The 16,576-nt window shown below is 68.6% G+C and carries 14 protein-coding genes; 6 read left to right on the top strand and 8 right to left on the bottom strand.

Annotation, left to right across the window (positions count from 1 at the left end):
* Positions 1 to 61 precede the first annotated feature (61 nt).
* Together ACZ5IQ_RS06150 and ACZ5IQ_RS06145 are read left to right on the top strand one after the other, a co-directional pair.
* Positions 62 to 1,720 carry a tetratricopeptide repeat protein gene (locus ACZ5IQ_RS06150; RefSeq protein WP_371824596.1) on the top strand — a complete coding sequence of 553 codons (1,659 nt, stop codon included), beginning with the start codon at positions 62 to 64 and terminating at the stop codon, positions 1,718 to 1,720.
* Positions 1,721 to 1,791: 71 nt separating this feature from the next.
* A complete protein-coding gene (locus tag ACZ5IQ_RS06145; RefSeq protein WP_212812645.1) occupies positions 1,792 to 2,658 on the top strand; it encodes a type VII secretion target in 867 nt (288 codons plus the stop codon).
* Between the two features lie 126 nt (positions 2,659 to 2,784).
* Here ACZ5IQ_RS06145 and abc-f read toward each other — a convergent pair whose 3' ends face one another.
* From abc-f to ACZ5IQ_RS06115, 6 genes are all read right to left on the bottom strand, one after another.
* Positions 2,785 to 4,374, bottom strand: a complete 1,590-nt coding sequence (gene abc-f, locus ACZ5IQ_RS06140) for a ribosomal protection-like ABC-F family protein (RefSeq protein WP_406775602.1) — start codon at positions 4,372 to 4,374, stop codon at positions 2,785 to 2,787.
* Positions 4,375 to 4,516: 142 nt separating this feature from the next.
* Positions 4,517 to 4,879 (bottom strand): RNA-binding S4 domain-containing protein, encoded by a 363-nt coding sequence (locus tag ACZ5IQ_RS06135; RefSeq protein WP_073697652.1) that lies wholly within the window; start codon positions 4,877 to 4,879, stop codon positions 4,517 to 4,519.
* The gene (gene dapE / locus ACZ5IQ_RS06130; protein ID WP_406784226.1) at positions 4,876 to 5,940 is read right to left on the bottom strand and encodes a succinyl-diaminopimelate desuccinylase; all 1,065 of its coding nucleotides are present in this window, start codon (positions 5,938 to 5,940) and stop codon (positions 4,876 to 4,878) included. The genes ACZ5IQ_RS06135 and dapE overlap by 4 nt, the downstream gene beginning before the upstream one ends.
* Positions 5,941 to 6,058: 118 nt before the next feature.
* Positions 6,059 to 7,339: a GAF domain-containing protein gene (locus tag ACZ5IQ_RS06125; protein WP_318986206.1), complete on the bottom strand. Its 1,281-nt coding sequence runs from the start codon at positions 7,337 to 7,339 to the stop codon at positions 6,059 to 6,061.
* Between the two features lie 23 nt (positions 7,340 to 7,362).
* On the bottom strand, positions 7,363 to 8,157 hold the full coding sequence (locus ACZ5IQ_RS06120) for an acetoin reductase (RefSeq protein WP_464480973.1): 795 nt from the start codon (positions 8,155 to 8,157) through the stop codon (positions 7,363 to 7,365).
* A 14-nt stretch (positions 8,158 to 8,171) separates the two neighbouring features.
* Positions 8,172 to 9,218, bottom strand: a complete 1,047-nt coding sequence (locus tag ACZ5IQ_RS06115; protein WP_464480972.1) for a 2,3-butanediol dehydrogenase — start codon at positions 9,216 to 9,218, stop codon at positions 8,172 to 8,174.
* Between the two features lie 114 nt (positions 9,219 to 9,332).
* Here ACZ5IQ_RS06115 and ACZ5IQ_RS06110 point away from each other — a divergent pair, with 114 nt between their 5' ends.
* Together ACZ5IQ_RS06110 and dapD are read left to right on the top strand one after the other, a co-directional pair.
* Entirely contained in the window at positions 9,333 to 11,147 is a 1,815-nt protein-coding gene (locus tag ACZ5IQ_RS06110) for an NAD(P)/FAD-dependent oxidoreductase (protein ID WP_212812651.1), read from the top strand.
* A 75-nt stretch (positions 11,148 to 11,222) separates the two neighbouring features.
* Complete coding sequence (dapD, locus tag ACZ5IQ_RS06105; protein ID WP_464480971.1) at positions 11,223 to 12,155, top strand: 2,3,4,5-tetrahydropyridine-2,6-dicarboxylate N-succinyltransferase; 933 nt, start codon at positions 11,223 to 11,225, stop codon at positions 12,153 to 12,155.
* Positions 12,156 to 12,203: 48 nt separating this feature from the next.
* Here the strand turns inward: dapD and ACZ5IQ_RS06100 are convergent, their stop codons facing one another.
* On the bottom strand, positions 12,204 to 12,617 hold the full coding sequence (locus ACZ5IQ_RS06100; RefSeq protein ID WP_212812653.1) for a PPOX class F420-dependent oxidoreductase: 414 nt from the start codon (positions 12,615 to 12,617) through the stop codon (positions 12,204 to 12,206).
* 99 nt (positions 12,618 to 12,716) lie between these two features.
* On the opposite strand from ACZ5IQ_RS06100, the gene ACZ5IQ_RS06095 reads away from it, so the two are divergent.
* Positions 12,717 to 14,042 (top strand): hypothetical protein, encoded by a 1,326-nt coding sequence (locus ACZ5IQ_RS06095; protein ID WP_212812654.1) that lies wholly within the window; start codon positions 12,717 to 12,719, stop codon positions 14,040 to 14,042.
* 3 nt (positions 14,043 to 14,045) lie between these two features.
* On the opposite strand, the gene ACZ5IQ_RS06090 is transcribed toward ACZ5IQ_RS06095, so the two are convergent.
* A complete protein-coding gene (locus ACZ5IQ_RS06090; protein WP_212812655.1) occupies positions 14,046 to 15,443 on the bottom strand; it encodes an acyl-CoA synthetase in 1,398 nt (465 codons plus the stop codon).
* 144 nt (positions 15,444 to 15,587) lie between these two features.
* Between ACZ5IQ_RS06090 and ACZ5IQ_RS06085 the strand changes: the two genes are divergently transcribed.
* Positions 15,588 to 16,571 (top strand): NAD-dependent epimerase/dehydratase family protein, encoded by a 984-nt coding sequence (locus ACZ5IQ_RS06085; protein WP_212814940.1) that lies wholly within the window; start codon positions 15,588 to 15,590, stop codon positions 16,569 to 16,571.
* Positions 16,572 to 16,576: the final 5 nt, after the last annotated feature.

The raw sequence follows: 16,576 nt of genomic DNA, 5'->3' as shown, positions 1-16,576 counted from the left end.
ATAGGATCGGACCGTGGTGCTGAGCCAGCTCGAAGCGGGCGTCGAAACCCGGTCCGGTGCGCTGCTCACCGGTGCCCGCGGGTCCGGCAAGACCACATGGGCACGGGCCGCATACGACGAGCTGGCGCCCGGCTTCGAGCGCGCCGCCTGGATCACCGGCACCGCGGCCGACTCCCGCGTACCGTTCGGCGCCTTCGAGCGGTTGTTCACGGTGCCCGAGACCGGCCGGACGGTTCAGGTGCTGAGCGCGGCCCGCGAGGCCCTCGGGACCGGACTGCTGTTGGTCGTCGACGACGGGCATCTGCTCGACCGGTTGTCGGCGTCGCTGGTCTACCAGCTCGCGGTGTCGGGGGCGGCCCGGGTCATCGTCACCGCGGAATCGAATCAGTCTCTGCCCGAAGGCATTTCGGCACTGGTACGGGACCGGCTGGTGATGCCGGTGACCGCCGACGGGCCGGTCCCGCCCGTTGCGTCCCCCGCTGCCGACCCGCTGCCGACGCCGGACGACGACGGTGTCGTCGGTCGGCTGCGGCGTGCGGTGCGGGCACTCGACGGCGGTGACGCCCTACCCGTCGCCGAGCTGGCTGCCGCCGCCGACGATGCCCTGCGGCTGGGTGATCTCGAGCTGGCGGAACGCCTGGGCCGCGCCGCGCTGCCGGGCGGCGGCCTGGCCACCCGGGTGACGCTGAGCTACGCCCTGGCCTGGCAGGGTCGCGGTCCGGATGCCGATGCCGTGCTGGCCGAGGTCGACGCGACCGCACTGACCGAACCCGCGTTGCTGATGTGGGCGCTGCCCCGCGCGGCCAACCAGTTCTGGATGCTGTCCGAGCCCGAGCGGGCGACGGCCTTCCTGCGCACCGTCCGCAGCCGGGTCCAGACGCCGACGGCGCAGGTCACCCTGGACGCCTTGTCGGCGACGTTCGCGATGAACGCGGGCAATCTCAATCGGGCGATGCAGCTGGCCGACTCGGTGCTGTCCAGTCCTGATCCGAGCGACACCGCCGTCGGCTGGGCGGCATCGGCGGCGGCGCTGAGCTGTGCGCGAACGGGCCGGTTGACCGAGGTGGACGGCTTCGCCGAGCGCGCGCTGGCCGCCGGCCAGCCGGGCCTGTTGCGGTTCACCAGTGGCTTCGGGCAGACGACGGCCCTGCTGTTGGCCGGCGAGCCCGACAACGCGCAGCGGCTGGCGCAGGAGCTGATCGATTTCACGCAGTCCCAACAGCCCGGGCGGGCCATCGGTGAGGTGCTGTTGGCCGATGTGTTGATCTCGCGGGGCGAACTCGACTCGGCGATCGAACTGCTTGAGAACGCGGCGAAAGCGCTGGCGCGCACCGGGTATTCGTGGGGCCCGCTGGCATGGATGCTGCTGGCGCGAGCCCTCGGACAGCGCGGGGCGACCGCCGAGGCGGGCCGGGCACTGGCCCGCGCCGAGGCCAGGCACGGCTTGAAGTCGATGTTGTTCGCTCCCGAACTGGCCCTGGCTCGCGCCTGGACCAACGCGGCGCGGCGGGACCGGCACGGCGCGATCGCCGCCGCCCGCGAGGCGTTCCGTGCCGCCGAGCGCGGCGGCCAGTCGGCCGTGGCGCTGCGTGCGTTGCACGACGCGGCGTTGTTGGGCGATGTCCGCGCCGCAGACTGTTTCGGCCGCGTCGGCGTCGACTGTGCGTTCGCCAGGCAGGCTCGCGCGGTGGCGGCGGAGGTTGCCGCCGATCGCACCTGACCATTTGCCGCAGGGCAGGTCGTCGACGCCGCCATAGGATTGACCGCAACAGATCTTCGAGGGGTCAGGTCATGGGCGATCCGCTGTACGTCAATACCGAGGGTGTGCTGGGCATGGCCCGGGTGCACGACGCCGTGGCGGCCGGGCTCGGTCAGCTGCAGAACGGCGCGGGTCTCGGCCAGTCGGTCGGCCCGGCCGGTCCGGCGGCGACGCACGGGCTGATCGCCCACGGCATGAATTCGGCACTTGGTGGGGTCATGGCGCGACGCGACAGCATCCTGCAGTCGACGGGCGCCGCCGGTCAGCAGCTGTCCGAGCAGCTGCACCGCGCCGCCGAGGCCTACCGCGCCGGTGACGAGCAGGGTGCGCGTGGGCTGTCCTCGGCCGCCGAGGGCATTCCCGGCGGTGGTGGCGGTGGTGGCGGTGGTGGCGTCAGTGCCGGCGCGCCCGGGGGACTCGGTGCCGCGGTGCCGGGTTCCCCCGCCGCCGGTGGTGGTGACGCCGCGCAGACGCTCGGGCAGGTGGGCCAGCAGGCCGGTCAGATCGCGCAGGGTGTGGCGCAGACGTTGGGGCAGATTCCGGGACAGATCGCCCAGGGCGTGAGTGGCGTGTTGGGCGGGTTGCTCGGCGGACTGGGCGGGGCTGACGGTGTCGGCGCCGGCCATGCGGCGGGCACGGGACTGGGCGGAGCGAGCGGCTCGGGTGGCGTGGATTCCGTTGGGGAACATGACAAGCCGGACACCGACGACCGGGAACGGGAACGCCGGGATCCCGAACGCCACGAGAAGGGTGACGACGACAAGCGGATCCTGTCGGTCGAGCACCGCGGTCCGGCAAGCGGCACCGCCGACGGGAGCGGGGACCCGGCGGCCGGTCCGTCGGGCGTCGCCGCTCCCCCGCCGCGGCGTCCGGCCCAGACCCGGCCGCAGGACATCTAGATCGGGGCCGGGGCCTCACCCGGTGACCCGGAGCTGTCACCAAACCCGACATTGTCAGCCGATGTTGACAGTTTCAAATCGCAAGCGCCGCAGGAGAGCCGACACGCGGAGCCGTGCACGCCGGTTTCACTCCAGCGTCATCCGCCGCTCGATGCCGATCGCATCGAGGAAGCGCTCGTCGTGACTGACCACGATGAAGGCGCCGCGGTAGGCGTTGAGCGCCGACTCCAGCTGCGCGACGCTGACCAGGTCCAGGTTGTTGGTCGGTTCGTCGAGCAGCAGCAGGTGCGGCGCCGGTTCGGCGTACAGCACGCACGCCAGTGTGGCGCGCAGCCGCTCGCCGCCGGACAGCACCGACACCGGTAGGTCGATCCTGTTGTCCTGGAACAGGAACTGCGCCAGCAGATGCCGCCTGCGGGTGATGCTGAGGGTCGGCGCCCAGGCCATCAGGTTCTCCAGGACACTGCGCTCCTCATCGAGCAGGTCGAGGCGCTGCGACAGGTAGGCGATGCGGCCGTCGCCTCGGATCAGGGTTCCGGCGTCGGGTTCGAGGTCGCCGTTGATCATCTTGAGCAGCGTCGACTTGCCCGCACCGTTCCGGCCGGTCAGGGCGATCCGCTCGGGTCCACGGATGTCGAGGTCGATTCCGTTGCCGGCGAACAACGTCCGGCCGCCGCGCTGGATGTTCAGGCCGGCCGCGCTCAGCACCGTCCGGCCTGCGGGCACTTCCGTGTCCGGCAGGTCGAGGGCGATGACGTCGTCGTCGCGCACCGCACGCTCGGCGGCGTCGAGGCGCGCCCGGGCATCGTCGACGCGCTGGGAGTGGACCTCGTCGGCGCGGCCTGCCGACTCCTGGGCATTGCGCTTGAGCTTTCCGGCAATGATTTTCGGCAGCCCGGCGTCCTTGACGTTGCGGGCAGCAGTGCCGGCCCGGCGGGCGGCGCGCTCGCGGGCCTGCTGCATCTGCCGCTTCTGCAGCTTCAGTTGCGACTCGGCGTTACGCATCTCATCGACAGCCGCTCGCTGCAATTCAGCGATCGCATCCTGGTACGCCGTGAAGTTGCCGCCGTAGAACTGGACGTCACCGTCACGTAGTTCGGCGATGCGGTCCATGCGGTCCAGTAGTGCGCGGTCGTGACTGATCAGCAGTAGAACGCCTGGGTAGCGGTCCAGCTCGTCGTAGAGCCGTTGCCGTGCAGCAGAATCCAGGTTGTTGGTCGGTTCGTCGAGCAGCAGGACATCGGGACGCCGCAGCAGTTGCGCGGCCAGGCCGAGGGTGACGACCTCACCGCCCGACAGCGTGCCGAGCACCCGATCGAGCGGGACGTCGAGACCGAGCCGGGCCAGCTGCGCCGTGCTGCGTTCCTCGATGTCCCAGTCGTCACCGATGGTGGCGAACACGGCCTCGGAGGCGTCACCCTCGGCGAGTGCCGCCAAAGCCGCCAAAACGGGTGCCACGCCGAGCATTTCGGCGACGGTCAGATCGGTGGCGAACGGCAGTGTCTGCGGCAGGTAGCCGAGCGTGCCGTCGACGGTCACATTGCCGCCAGTCGGCTGCAGTTCTCCGGCAATGAGTTTGAGCAGCGTGCTCTTCCCGGCGCCGTTGGGAGCGACCAGTCCGGTGTGACCGGCACCGACCGTGAACGACAGATCCGAGAACACTTCGGTGCCATCGGGCCAGGAAAACGACAAATGGGAACAGGAGATAGAAGACATGCAAGAGCTCTCGTGAGAGTGACAGGGCGAGGGCGTACTCCGGTTATCCGGAGATGTCTTCTCCCAGCATGTTTCGGCCCACCTCGGTTGGCAGCAGTTGCAAAGCCCACAGTACTCACGGGCGCAACTGATTTATTGCCGCTCAGTACCCGCGCAACTGATCCAGCTGTCGCCGTTCACGTTTGGTGGGCCGGCCGGCTCCGCGATCCCGGACGGGCACTGCCGGCATCGTCTCTTTGGCCGGTGGCGGCGGGCTGCGGTCGATCAGGCATTCCGGCACGACGGCCGCGCCGACCCGCTTGGCGATCGGGCGGATGACCTCGACGATGCGCTCGCGGCCATCGAGCCGGACCCGGACCTCGTCGCCCGGGCTGACCAGCTGCGCCGGTTTGACGGTGACGCCATTGACGCGGACGTGGCCGGCCCGGCAGGCGGCGGCCGCCAAAGACCGGGTCTTGGTGATCCGGACGGCGAAAATCCAGCTGTCGACGCGGACGCTACTCAACTTGTCAGATACCGCCGCAGCATCTCGGTGACGGCGGTGATGTCCGCCGTCGTCACGCGCTCGTCGACCTTGTGCGCCAGGTTCGGGTCGCCCGGTCCGTAGTTGACGGCCGGAATGCCCAGGGCGGCAAAGCGTGCCACGTCGGTCCAGCCGTACTTGGCTCGCACCTGGTCCCCGGCCGCGGCCACCAGCGCGGCGGCGGCCGGCTGCGTCAGACCGGGCAGCGCGCCGGCAGCCGAGTCGGTGAGCTCGATGCGGACGTCGAGACCGGCGAACACCTCGTGGACGTGCGCGAGGGCCTGCTCAACGCTGCGGTCCGGCGCGAACCGGAAGTTGACGGTGACCGACGCGGCGTCGGGGATGACGTTGCCGGCGATGCCGCCGTCGATCCGGACCGCGGACAGTCCCTCGCGGTAGACGCAGCCGTCGATGTCGACCGAGCGCGCCTGGTAGGCGGTGAGCCGGTCGAGGACGGCACCGAGCTTGTGAATCGCGTTGTCGCCCAGCCACGATCGCGCCGAATGCGCGCGGGTACCGGTGGCGTGGATGATGACGCGCAGGGTGCCCTGGCACCCGGCTTCGATGAGACCACCCGACGGCTCGCCGAGGATCGCGACGTCGGCTTTGAGCCAGTCGGGCAGTTCACGCTCGATGCGGCCGAGACCGTTGGCGCTGGATTCGATCTCCTCGCAGTCGTACATGACGAGGGTGATGTCGTGCGTCGGCTCGGCGATGGTGGCCGCCAGGTGCAGGAACACCGCGTCGCCGGCCTTCATGTCGGAGGTACCGCAGCCCCAGAGCTCGCCGCCGACGAGCCGACTGGGGAGGTTGTCGGCCGCCGGGACGGTGTCGGTGTGCCCGGCCAGCAGCACGCGCGACGGCCGGCCCAGATTGGTCCGGGCCAGCACCGCGTCGCCGTTGCGGATCACCTCGAAGTGCGGAGCCTGGGCCTTGATTGCGGCCTCGATCTCGTCGGCGATGAGCTGCTCGTGCCGCGATTCGCTGGGGATGTCGACCAGGGCGGCGGTCAGAGCGATCGGGTCGGCGGTGAGATCGAGCATTCAGCCAGATTAGCTGGTCACCTTTCACCCGCGAGCAGACGCAAAACTGTCGTTTTCACGGCCGAAAACGACAGTTTTACGTCTGCTCGCGAGGGGAGAGTGCCCCAGCTCACGAGGTTCAGGCGACGGCGCGCAGGGCCCGGATGGCAGGTGCCGTCGAGGCGCCGAGCAGTGTCGAGCGGTCGGCCGGGTAGCGCACGTCGATGACGGCGTCGTCACCGAACCGGTAGGGCTTGCCGAGAATCAAGCCCGCCAACTGCTTTCGCATCCGGGACAGCTCGGCCCGCACCGTGACCACCCGGCTCCGGTCGCCGTACAGGTCTTCGGCGAGCTCCGACGCCGAGCGCCCGTTCCGGTGGATCGCCAGCACCAGCAGGATTTCGGCGTGCCGTAGCGAGATGTCATGGCGCCATCCCCCGAACTCCCCGGCCATCTCGAGGACCGGGGCGGCGCGCAGGTCCAGGACGACGCGGGTGGCGGTGGCGTCGTCGTCGGCCGCGGCGGTGGACGGCCGGACCAGCCACCCGCCGGGCAGCATCTCGACGTCGCATCGTCCGAGGGTCGGGATCCACGCCCGCCCCGGGGCCAGTTCGTCGGGCAGCAGAATCCGATTGTGCAGTGGCATCTGGTCGACGGCGGCCACCCAGCCGTCGGCGTCGACCGCCAGCGCCGGACTGCCGATGCGGGCCAGGATGGGCGCGGCGACCATCCGCAGCCGGTTCAGCGTGCCCTCGTGCTGCTCGCGCAGGTGCGCTTCGGCCAGCCGGGCGACCGCGTCGACGAGCGCGACGGTGGTGGGATGCACCGTCGCGGCCGGGCCGGAGACGTCGACGACGCCGATGACCTGGCCGGTGCGCGGGTCACGGACCGGAGCGCCCGCGCAGGTCCAGGCGTGGTGGCTGCGCAGGAAATGCTCGGCGGAGAACACCTGCACGGCCCGGTTGGACGCCAGCGCGGTCCCGATGGCGTTGGTGCCGACGGCGCCCTCACCCCAGTTGGCGCCTTCGACGAACCCGAGCCGGTCGGCCTTGCCCAGCACGGCCGCGGACCCGGACCGCCACAGCACACGACCCCGCGCATCCGCCAGCACGAGGATGTTGTCCCCTTCGGCGACAATGGATTCCAGCCCGCGTGACACGTCGTCGAGCACGGCGAGCAGCCCCGACGACTTGCGCAGCGCATCCAGACCGGACGATTCGATGACCGGCGGGATGTGGGTGTCGGGGTTGACGCCGCGGGCCAGCATCCGCTGCCACGACTCGCCGATGACGTCGCGGGGCCGAGCCGGCGCGCGGCCGCCGGACATGGTCGCGTCGTAGACAGCCGACATCAACCGCGCGTAACTGCGCGGGTCCTCGCCAACAGCTACCGCTGGTTCAGGCACGGCCGGGCTCTGCATCAACGCCGATTGTGCTCCGCATGTCAGCGATAAACCAGGCCGCCGTCGATGAGACCGGCCTGCCCGGTCATGTAGTCGGCGTCGGGCCCGGCCAGGTACGACACGAACCCGGCGACGTCATCCGGGGTTTCCGCACGGCCCAGCGCGATGCCGCCGACGAACTTCGCGTACGTCTCGCCGACCGGGGCGCCGGTGAGTTCGGCGAACCGCTTGTCGATCTCCACCCACATGTCGGTACCCACCACGCCGGGGCAGTAGGCGTTGACGGTGATGCCGTCGGCGGCGTGCTCCTTCGCGGCGGCCTGGGTCAGGGCGCGCACGGCGAATTTGGTGGCGCTGTACGGCCCCAGCATGGCGAAGCCGTCATGCCCGGCGATCGATGAGGCGTTGATGATCTTGCTGACCTTGCCGTGCGCCTGGTTGCCGAGTTCCTTGAATTTCGCGACCGCGGCCTGGATGCCCCACAGCACGCCGTCGACGTTGATCGACCACAACCGCTGCAGATCCTCCGGTGTGACGTCGGCGAGCGGGCCGACCAGTGCGACACCGGCATTGTTGACCATGATGTCGAGCCCGCCGAGTTCGGTTGCCACATAGTCGACGGCCGCGAACACCTGGTCCCGAGCACTGACATCGGCGACGAAAGTGGTGAATTTGGACCCGATTTCGGATATCTCGGCGGCCACCTCCGCCAAGGGATCGGCTTCGACGTCGACGAGCGCGACGTCGGCGCCGTCACGCGCCAGCCGTAGCGCGATACCGCGACCGATGCCACGTCCGGCCCCGGTGACCAGGGCTACCTTTCCTGCCAATGTCATTGCTGTTTCTCCGCTCATCGCGTCGGGTCGACCAGAACTTTCATCTTGTTCCCCGCATGCAGGGCCTCGAATCCTTCGGAAACCACGTCACCGATCGGGATCTGGGCCACCCATCCGCTGGTGTCGTAGGCGCCCTGCGCCATCAACGCGATGACGGCCTCGAAGTCGGCGCCGGTGTAACACAGCGAGCCCTGGATACGGGATTCGTTCATAACCAGGTTCAAAAGTGGTGTCTGCAGCGGCTTTTCGTAGATCGCGACGCTGACCATCGGCTTGCGGGAGCCGACGCAGGCCAGTGCCGTCTCCACCGCGGGAGTGACGCCGGCGGCGTCGAACGCCGCGTCGGCCCCGGCGCCGTAGGTGTGGTCGGCGATGAAGCCGGGCACGTCGGTGACCGTCGGGTCGAGCGTGACGGCACCGAGTGCTTCGATGGCGGCCCGCCGCGTCGGCGACGGCTCGACGACGAAGATCTCCTGAAGTCCCTTGCCGCGCAAGGCGAACCACAATCCGATGCCGATGGGACCTGCGCCGAATACCATCGCGGTATCACCGGGTTTGACGTCACCGAGCGTCGCCGCATGGTAGGCCACCGACATCGGTTCGACGAGCGCACCGAGTTCCAGCGAGACGTTGTCGGGCAGCCGGTGCAGCATGTTCGTCGGCACCACGGTGTACTCGGCCATGCCGCCGTCGGACATCAGGCCGTGGAAGCCGATCTGCTGACAGACGTTGTAATTGCCGGCCGCGCATGGGCCGCAGTGGCCGCATTTGTAGATCGGTTCGACGGCCACCCGGTCGTCCTCACGCCAGCCCGTGACGCCGGCGCCGACGGCGGTGATGGTGCCGGAGAACTCGTGGCCCAACGTGAGCGGCAACTCCTGATGGGTCAGGGGATGCGGCTGCGTGGGGACGAAGATGGGGCCGGCGTAGTACTCGTGGAGGTCAGTGCCGCAGATACCGTTGAAGCCGATCTGCAGTTGCACCTGGCCTGGGCCTGGCGCCGGGATGGCGACGTCCTCGACCGAGACTTTGTTGGGACCGTAGTAGACAGCTGCTCTCATGCGACCAGTTGTATGTGACCGCGGCCACACCTCGACAGAGTTGCAGGAGGTTGCAACGCTGCAACCTGGTGCAACTCTTGTCCGAGGTTGCGCTCTGGCTGTGTCCTGAGTCACATGACCGCAACACTGGAACCAACTACCGCCGTCTCACCGCAGCAGCGCGTCGAGACCTGGCTCGCCAACTTCGAGGCGGCGCTGGCCGCACAGGACATCGACGGTGTCGTCGGGATGTTCGCCGTCGACAGCTTCTGGCGCGACCTCGTCGCCTTCACCTGGAACATCAAGACCGTCGAGGGTCGCGACCAGATCGCGGACATGCTGCGCACCCGGCTGGCCGACACCACCCCGTCCGGCTTCCGGACCCGCGAACCCGCCACCGCCGACGGCGACGTGACGTCGGCGTTCATCGAGTTCGAGACGGCCACCGGGCGCGGCTCGGGACACCTGCGGCTGCGCGGCGACGAAGGCTGGACGCTGCTGACGACGCTGCAGGAACTCAAGGGACACGAGGAGCGCAAGGGCGCAACGCGCGTGCTCGGCGCCGTGCACGGATCCGATCCCGACCCGCGCTCGTGGGCCGAGAAGCGCGCCGAGGAAGAGGCCACACTGGGACGCGAGAAGCAGCCCTACGTGCTGGTGATCGGCGGTGGCCAGGGCGGCATCGCCCTGGGTGCGCGGCTACGGCAACTCGGCGTGCCGTCCATCGTCGTCGACAAGCACGAGCGGCCCGGCGACCAGTGGCGCAAGCGCTACAAGTCGCTGTGCCTGCACGACCCCGTCTGGTACGACCACCTGCCCTACCTGCCGTTCCCGGCCAACTGGCCGGTATTCGCGCCGAAGGACAAGGTCGGCGACTGGCTGGAGTTCTACACCAAGGTGATGGAGGTGCCGTACTGGTCGCGCACCGAATGCCTTTCGGCCACTTACGATTCCGAAGCGGGCCGGTGGACCGTCGAGGTCAATCGCGACGGTGAGCGCATGACGCTGCACCCGACACAGCTGGTGCTGGCGACCGGCATGTCCGGCAAGCCCAGCATCCCGACGCTGCCCGGCCAGGACATCTTCGCCGGGGAACAGCACCACTCGAGTCAGCACCCCGGGCCGGACCGCTACGTCGGCAAGAAGGTCGTGGTGGTGGGTTCCAACAACTCAGCACACGACATCTGTAAAGCGCTGTACGAGAACGGCGTCGACGTGACGATGCTGCAGCGCTCGTCGACGCACATCGTCAAGTCGGATTCACTGATGGAGCTCGGTCTCGGCGACCTGTACTCGGAGCGCGCGGTGGCCGCGGGCATGACGACCGAGAAGGCCGACCTGACGTTCGCGTCGCTGCCGTACGCCATCATGGCCGACTTCCAGCGGCCGATCTACGACGCAATCCGGGTGCGGGACAAGGACTTCTACGACCGGCTGGAGGCCGCCGGGTTCGAGCTGGACTTCGGCGACGACGACTCCGGGCTGTTCATGAAGTACCTGCGCCGCGGCTCGGGCTACTACATCGACGTCGGCGCGTGCGAGCTGGTGGCCGACGGGAAGATCAAGCTGGCGCACGGCCAGGTGTCGCACCTGACCGAGAACGCGGTGGTGCTGGCCGACGGCACCGAACTGCCGGCCGACGTCGTCGTCTATGCGACAGGCTACGGCTCGATGAACGGCTGGGCCGCCGACCTGATGGGCCAGGAGATCGCCGACCGCGTCGGCAAGGTGTGGGGCCTGGGCAGCGGGACCGCCAAAGACCCCGGCCCGTGGGAGGGCGAGCAGCGCAACATGTGGAAGCCGACGCAGCAGGAGAACCTGTGGTTCCACGGCGGCAACCTGCACCAGTCGCGGCACTACTCGCTGTACCTGGCGCTGCAGCTCAAGGCCCGGTACGAGGGCATCCCGACACCGGTCTACGGCCTGCAGGAGGTCCATCACCTGCAGTGAGCCGGCTCCCCCACTGAGCTGGGGTCACCTCCCGCTTGTGGGTGGTGACCCCAGCTCAGCGCTGGTTCAGTAACCTTGGCCAACGTGACTTCTGCATCTGGCATCGGCATCGCCACCATCACCGCCGACGGAACCGTCCTCGACACCTGGTTCCCGGCACCCGAACTGAACGCCGACGCCGCGGCCGGCCCGGTCCCCGCTGAGCTGGAAGCCCTCGTCGGCACCGATGAGGACCGCGGCGTGCGCACCGAGATCGTGCGCACCACCATCGCCTCGCTCGACGACAAGCCCGCCGACGCGCACGACGCCTACCTGCGGCTGCACCTGCTGTCGCACTGTCTCGTCGCGCCCCACGGCGCCAACATGGACGGCATCTTCGGCCTGCTGACCAACGTGGTGTGGACCAACTTCGGCCCCTGCGCGGTCGAGGGCTTCGAGACCGTCCGCGCCAAGCTGCGTCGTCGTGGCACCGTCACCGTGTTCGGCGTCGACAAGTTCCCCCGCATGGTCGACTACGTGCTGCCGACCGGCGTGCGCATCGCCGACGCCGACCGCGTCCGCCTGGGCGCGCACCTGGCGTCGGGCACCACCGTCATGCACGAAGGCTTCGTCAACTTCAATGCCGGCACGTTGGGCACCTCGATGGTCGAGGGCCGCATCTCCGCGGGCGTCGTCGTCGATGACGGCTCCGACGTCGGCGGCGGCGCGTCGATCATGGGCACGCTGTCCGGCGGCGGCAAGGAAGTCATCTCGGTGGGCAAGCGCTGCCTGCTGGGCGCCAACGCCGGCCTGGGCATCTCACTCGGCGACGACTGCGTCATCGAGGCCGGCCTGTACGTCACCGGCGGCACCAAGGTGACCACCGCCGACGGCCAGACCGTCAAGGCCAAGGAGCTCTCCGGCTCGAACAACCTGCTGTTCCGCCGGAACTCGGTCAGCGGCGCGGTCGAGGTCGTCAAGCGCGACGGCACCGGCATCACGCTCAACGAGGCGCTGCACGCCAACTAGTTCTGCCAGCCGAGCCTGAGCCGGTGTACCGGCTCAGGCTCGGCTTTTTCAGGCCCAGGGGCCGACGCCCGTCACCTTCTCGATGGTGATGCGGGTGAGGTACCCGGGTGGCGCGCCGGCCGGTGGGAACTGGCCGTTGAAGTCCGGCGCCATCACGTTGGTCAGCCGGGTCAGCACCTCGGGTGCCCCGCCCTCGACGATGCGGGCAGTGCCACTGATCGCGAGGTAGGGGTTCACCGATGCGGCGCCGCGGTCGGTGCCGACGATGGTGACCGCGACCCTGGGGTCGCGACGCATGTTGCGCAGCTTCTTGTAGTCGGCGAGGTGCGCGCTGACCAGCTCGTCACCTTGCAGTTCGACCCACACCACCGAAACCTGCGGGCTGCCATCGGCATTCAGAGTCACCAGCGTCGCGTTGGCCCCATCCCCGATCAGGGCGCGGGCTTCGTCTGTGAGTTGCATGCGATCTACAAGGCCGTGAAGACGTGCGGCATTCCCGCCGGGAAGTTGGAGGTTTTCCCCCAGGGACATCGGCGCACATTCATCGCTAGCGTCAATCCGGTGAGCACGACGACCGGCGACGCGGACACCTTGGCACCCACCGACTCCGACGAGACCTCGGCGCCCGAATGGACCGGCGCACAGAAGCTGGCTTTCCGGCTGTTTTTCACCATCGGCGGCGGAATCCTGATCCTCTCGGTCTACGGCAATCTGGGCCTGAGCGTCTTGATGGCCCCGCTTCTTCAAGGGCTCGCAAACCTGGGCAGTTTCGTCACCCGCGGCGAGGGCGCGTACCTGAACATCAACGGTGGCGCTGATTCGATGGCGGAGTGGTGCCTGCACCTCGGCTGGATCCTGGTGGCACTGGTGATCACCGCGGTGTGGACTGCGCTGGACCGGCAACGGCCCAACTACCGCAGCCTCGCCGCACTGCTGCTGGTGTTCGCCCGGTTCGGGCTGGCCGTCTCGATGCTGCTCTACGGTCTGGCCAAGCTCATTCCGACGCAGATGGCCTACATGATGCTGCCCGGCTACCAGATCCAGATGGTCGGCGACGTCACCATGATGAACACCTTGTGGGGCTTCATGGGCGCCTCGGACCCCTACTCGATGGCCACCGGTCTGGTCGAGTTCGTCGCCGGTGTCCTCTTGCTGTGGCGGCGAACGTGGCTGCTGGGCGCGCTGATCGCCATCGTGGCCATGGGCCAGGTGTTCCTGCTCAACCTCTTCTACGACGTCCCGGTGAAGCTGGTGTCGGGCGCGCTGTTGTTCATCGCCGTCGCGATCACCACGCCGTACTGGCAGAGCCTGGCTCAAACGGTATTCCAGCGTGGCACTTCCGAACCGGTCGTGCTGTGGCCGGCGTTGGGTTCGGACAGGCGGTGGTTGCGCCGGACCGGCACCGTGGCGAAGTTCACCATCGCGGGCGTCGTCACCGTGCTGGTCGCGACGTTCGGCGTCGTTACCTACCAGCAAATTCGGCACAGGGAATCGGACATCGACGGGGTCTGGCGCGCAACGTCATTCACGGTGGAAGGCCAACAGGCGACGCTGCAGCAGACCTCGCCGGCGCCGTGGACGAATGTCGCGATCGCCGACCGGGTCGGCGACTACACGAGCTTCGTCACCCAGGTCCCGGCGGGCTACGTGACCGTCTACCAGTTCGAGATTCGCGGCGACCGACTGGAGATCAAGAAGCACGAATCGGATCCGCCCACCGTGCTGAACTTTCGCCTGGACGGTCCCGACCGGCTGATGTTGACCGGCACGGTCGACGGCAAGCACATCGAGGGCGACTACCAGCGACGGCACATGCAGCGCAGCGAATCTCACTTCCGGCTGATCCAGCCGGAGACCGAGAACGGACCGGCCAGCCGGCTGCCCTAGCCGCTAGACGAGGAGCTTCTTCTGCACCTTGCCCATCGCGTTGCGGGGCAGGTTGTCGACGAGGCGCACCTCGCGCGGCCGCTTGTGCACCGAAAGCTGTTGCGCGACAAAGTCGATGAGTTCCTGTGACGATGCGGAGCCGACCACGAACGCGACGATCCGCTGGCCCAGGTCGTCGTCGGGCACGCCGACCACCGCGGCCTCGGACACGCCCGGGTGGCCCAGCAGGACCGTCTCGATCTCCCCGGCGCCGACCCGGAAACCACCGGACTTGATCAGGTCCACCGACTCACGCCCGACGATGCGATGCATGCCTGCGGCGTCGACGACGGCGACGTCGCCGGTGCGGTACCAGCCGTCGTCTCCCAGCACCTCGGCCGTCGCCTCGGGCCGGTTGAGGTACCCGCTGAACAGCGTCGGCGCGGAAACCTCCAGGCGGCCAATGGTTTCCCCGTCGTGCGGCACGGGCGACCCGTCCTCGGCGACCAGGCGGGTCTGCACGCCGTCGAGCGGCAACCCGACCCAGCCGGGCCTGCGGTCACCGTCGACCCGGGTCGACAGGGTGATCAGCGATTCGGTGCTGCCGTAGCGCTCCACCGGGGCGTGTCCGGTGAGCCGCACGAGGTCGTCGAACACCGGCACCGGCAGGGCCGCGCTGCCCGACACCAGCAGTCGGACACCTCGCAACGCTTCAGCGGCCGCGGCATCGGCCACCACCCGGGACCAGACCGTCGGCACCCCGAAGTACAGCGAGCCACCCGCCGCGGCGTACGCGGCCGGTGTGGGTTTTCCGGTGTGCACGAAGCGGTTTCCGATGCGCAGCGAACCCAGCAAGCCGAGAATCAGGCCGTGCACATGGAACAACGGCAGACCGTGCACCAGGGTATCGGCGGGTGTCCAGGCCCAGGCTTTGGCAAGCGCGTCAATGTCGGCCGCGATGGCGCGGCGGCTGATCACGACGCCTTTGGGTAGTCCCGTCGTGCCTGAGGTGTACATGATGAGCGCCGTCGAATCCGGCGAGGGCTCGGCGTAGCGGTGCCAGGACCGGGCGTGCAACCGCACCGGTATGACCGGTAGTCCTTCGGTCTCGTCGGGCGTCTCGCCCAGCCACGCCTGCGCCCCGGAGTCGGTGATCATGTGCCGGCGTTCGGCAGCACCGACATCGGCCGGCACCGGAACCACCGGCACCCCTGCGATGAGGCAGCCGGCGATGGCCAGCACCGTCTTGGCGGTGGGCCGGGCCAGCACTGCCACGAGCGATGCGCCCGCGACCCGCTCGGCCACCGACGTCGCGGCCCCGACCAGATCGCTGCGTGAAAGGACCGCGCCGTCGATGCGTACCGCGTCTTCGAGGTCGTGTCCGGCGGCCACGGCGGCGGGGTTCAGAGAGGTCAGCAGCACATCGCGAGGCTACTCGCCTCATCCAGATGCACCGACCGTCCCGCGCAATTAAATGACTCGCGGATGACCGTCGACGCCAAATATGTTCGGTGCCGTGACGGTGCAACGCGGTGGATTCAGGAAGACAACCTCGGACCGGCCGCAATGAAGATCCTTGTGACCGGCAGTTCCGGCCACCTGGGCGAAGCACTGGTACGTCGCTTGCGGCAGACGAACCACGAAGTAATCGGTCTCGATTTGACGCCATCCATCTTCACCCGCCACCAGGCATCGGTCGCCGACCCCGCCGCCGTGGCCGAAGCGATCCGTGGCGTGGACGCCGTTGTGCACACCGCGACGCTGCACAAGCCGCACGTCGCGACGCATACCCGGCAGGAATTCGTCGATACGAACATCACCGGCACCCTGAACCTGCTCGAAAACTCGGTCGCGGCCGGAGTGACGAGATTCGTCTACACGAGCACCACGAGCGCATTCGGGGACGCACTGATCCCGCGTCCGCACGAACCCGCCGCATGGATCACCGAGGACGTCGCGGACAGACCCAAGAACATCTACGGCGTCACCAAGGCGGCCGCCGAAGACTTGTGCGAACTCTTTGCGCGCCGACGCGGACTTCCCTGCGTGGTGTTGCGGACCTCGCGGTTCTTTCCGGAAGCCGATGACAGCAAGGACATTCGTGACAGCTACGCCGACGCCAACGCAAAGGTCAACGAGTTCCTCTACCGCCGTGTCGATCTCGAAGATGTCGTCGAAGCCCACTTGCGTGCCATCGAGCGCGCCCCGGATATCGGGTTCGGGCGTTACATCATCAGCGCGACCTCGCCCTTCACCGTGGCCGATCTGCCGCAGCTGCGGCTGGACGCGCCAGCGATGGTGGCGCATTACGTGCCGCGGTACGTGGACGAATACCGGCGCCGCGGCTGGACCATGTTCCCGACGATCGATCGGGTCTATGTCAACGACCGCGCCAGGAGCGAGCTGGGTTGGCAGCCGCGTCACACCTTCGCCGAGCTGATCGAACGACTCGAGCAGGATCGCGAGTTCCGCAGTCCCCTCGCGCGGTCGGTCGGCTCGAAGGGATACCACTCGGAGGTCTTCGCCGACGGCCCATACCCAGTCGAATAGCGGCA

The sequence above is a fragment of the Mycobacterium toneyamaense genome, from assembly GCF_055384815.1.
This window is presented reverse-complemented; position numbering and strand designations above follow the sequence as displayed.

Bases quoted from the DNA above. Each gene is read 5' to 3' on its own strand.
- abc-f (WP_406775602.1), bottom strand. From the start codon at position 4,374: ATGTCTTCTATCTCCTGTTCCCATTTGTCGTTTTCCTGGCCCGATGGC.
- ACZ5IQ_RS06100 (WP_212812653.1), bottom strand. From the start codon at position 12,617: ATGCAACTCACAGACGAAGCCCGCGCCCTGATCGGGGATGGGGCCAAC.
- ACZ5IQ_RS06125 (WP_318986206.1), bottom strand. From the start codon at position 7,339: ATGCAGAGCCCGGCCGTGCCTGAACCAGCGGTAGCTGTTGGCGAGGAC.
- ACZ5IQ_RS06085 (WP_212814940.1), top strand. From the start codon at position 15,588: ATGAAGATCCTTGTGACCGGCAGTTCCGGCCACCTGGGCGAAGCACTG.
- ACZ5IQ_RS06115 (WP_464480972.1), bottom strand. From the start codon at position 9,218: ATGAGAGCAGCTGTCTACTACGGTCCCAACAAAGTCTCGGTCGAGGAC.
- ACZ5IQ_RS06110 (WP_212812651.1), top strand. From the start codon at position 9,333: ATGACCGCAACACTGGAACCAACTACCGCCGTCTCACCGCAGCAGCGC.
- dapE (WP_406784226.1), bottom strand. From the start codon at position 5,940: ATGCTCGATCTCACCGCCGACCCGATCGCTCTGACCGCCGCCCTGGTC.
- ACZ5IQ_RS06145 (WP_212812645.1), top strand. From the start codon at position 1,792: ATGGGCGATCCGCTGTACGTCAATACCGAGGGTGTGCTGGGCATGGCC.
- ACZ5IQ_RS06120 (WP_464480973.1), bottom strand. From the start codon at position 8,157: ATGACATTGGCAGGAAAGGTAGCCCTGGTCACCGGGGCCGGACGTGGC.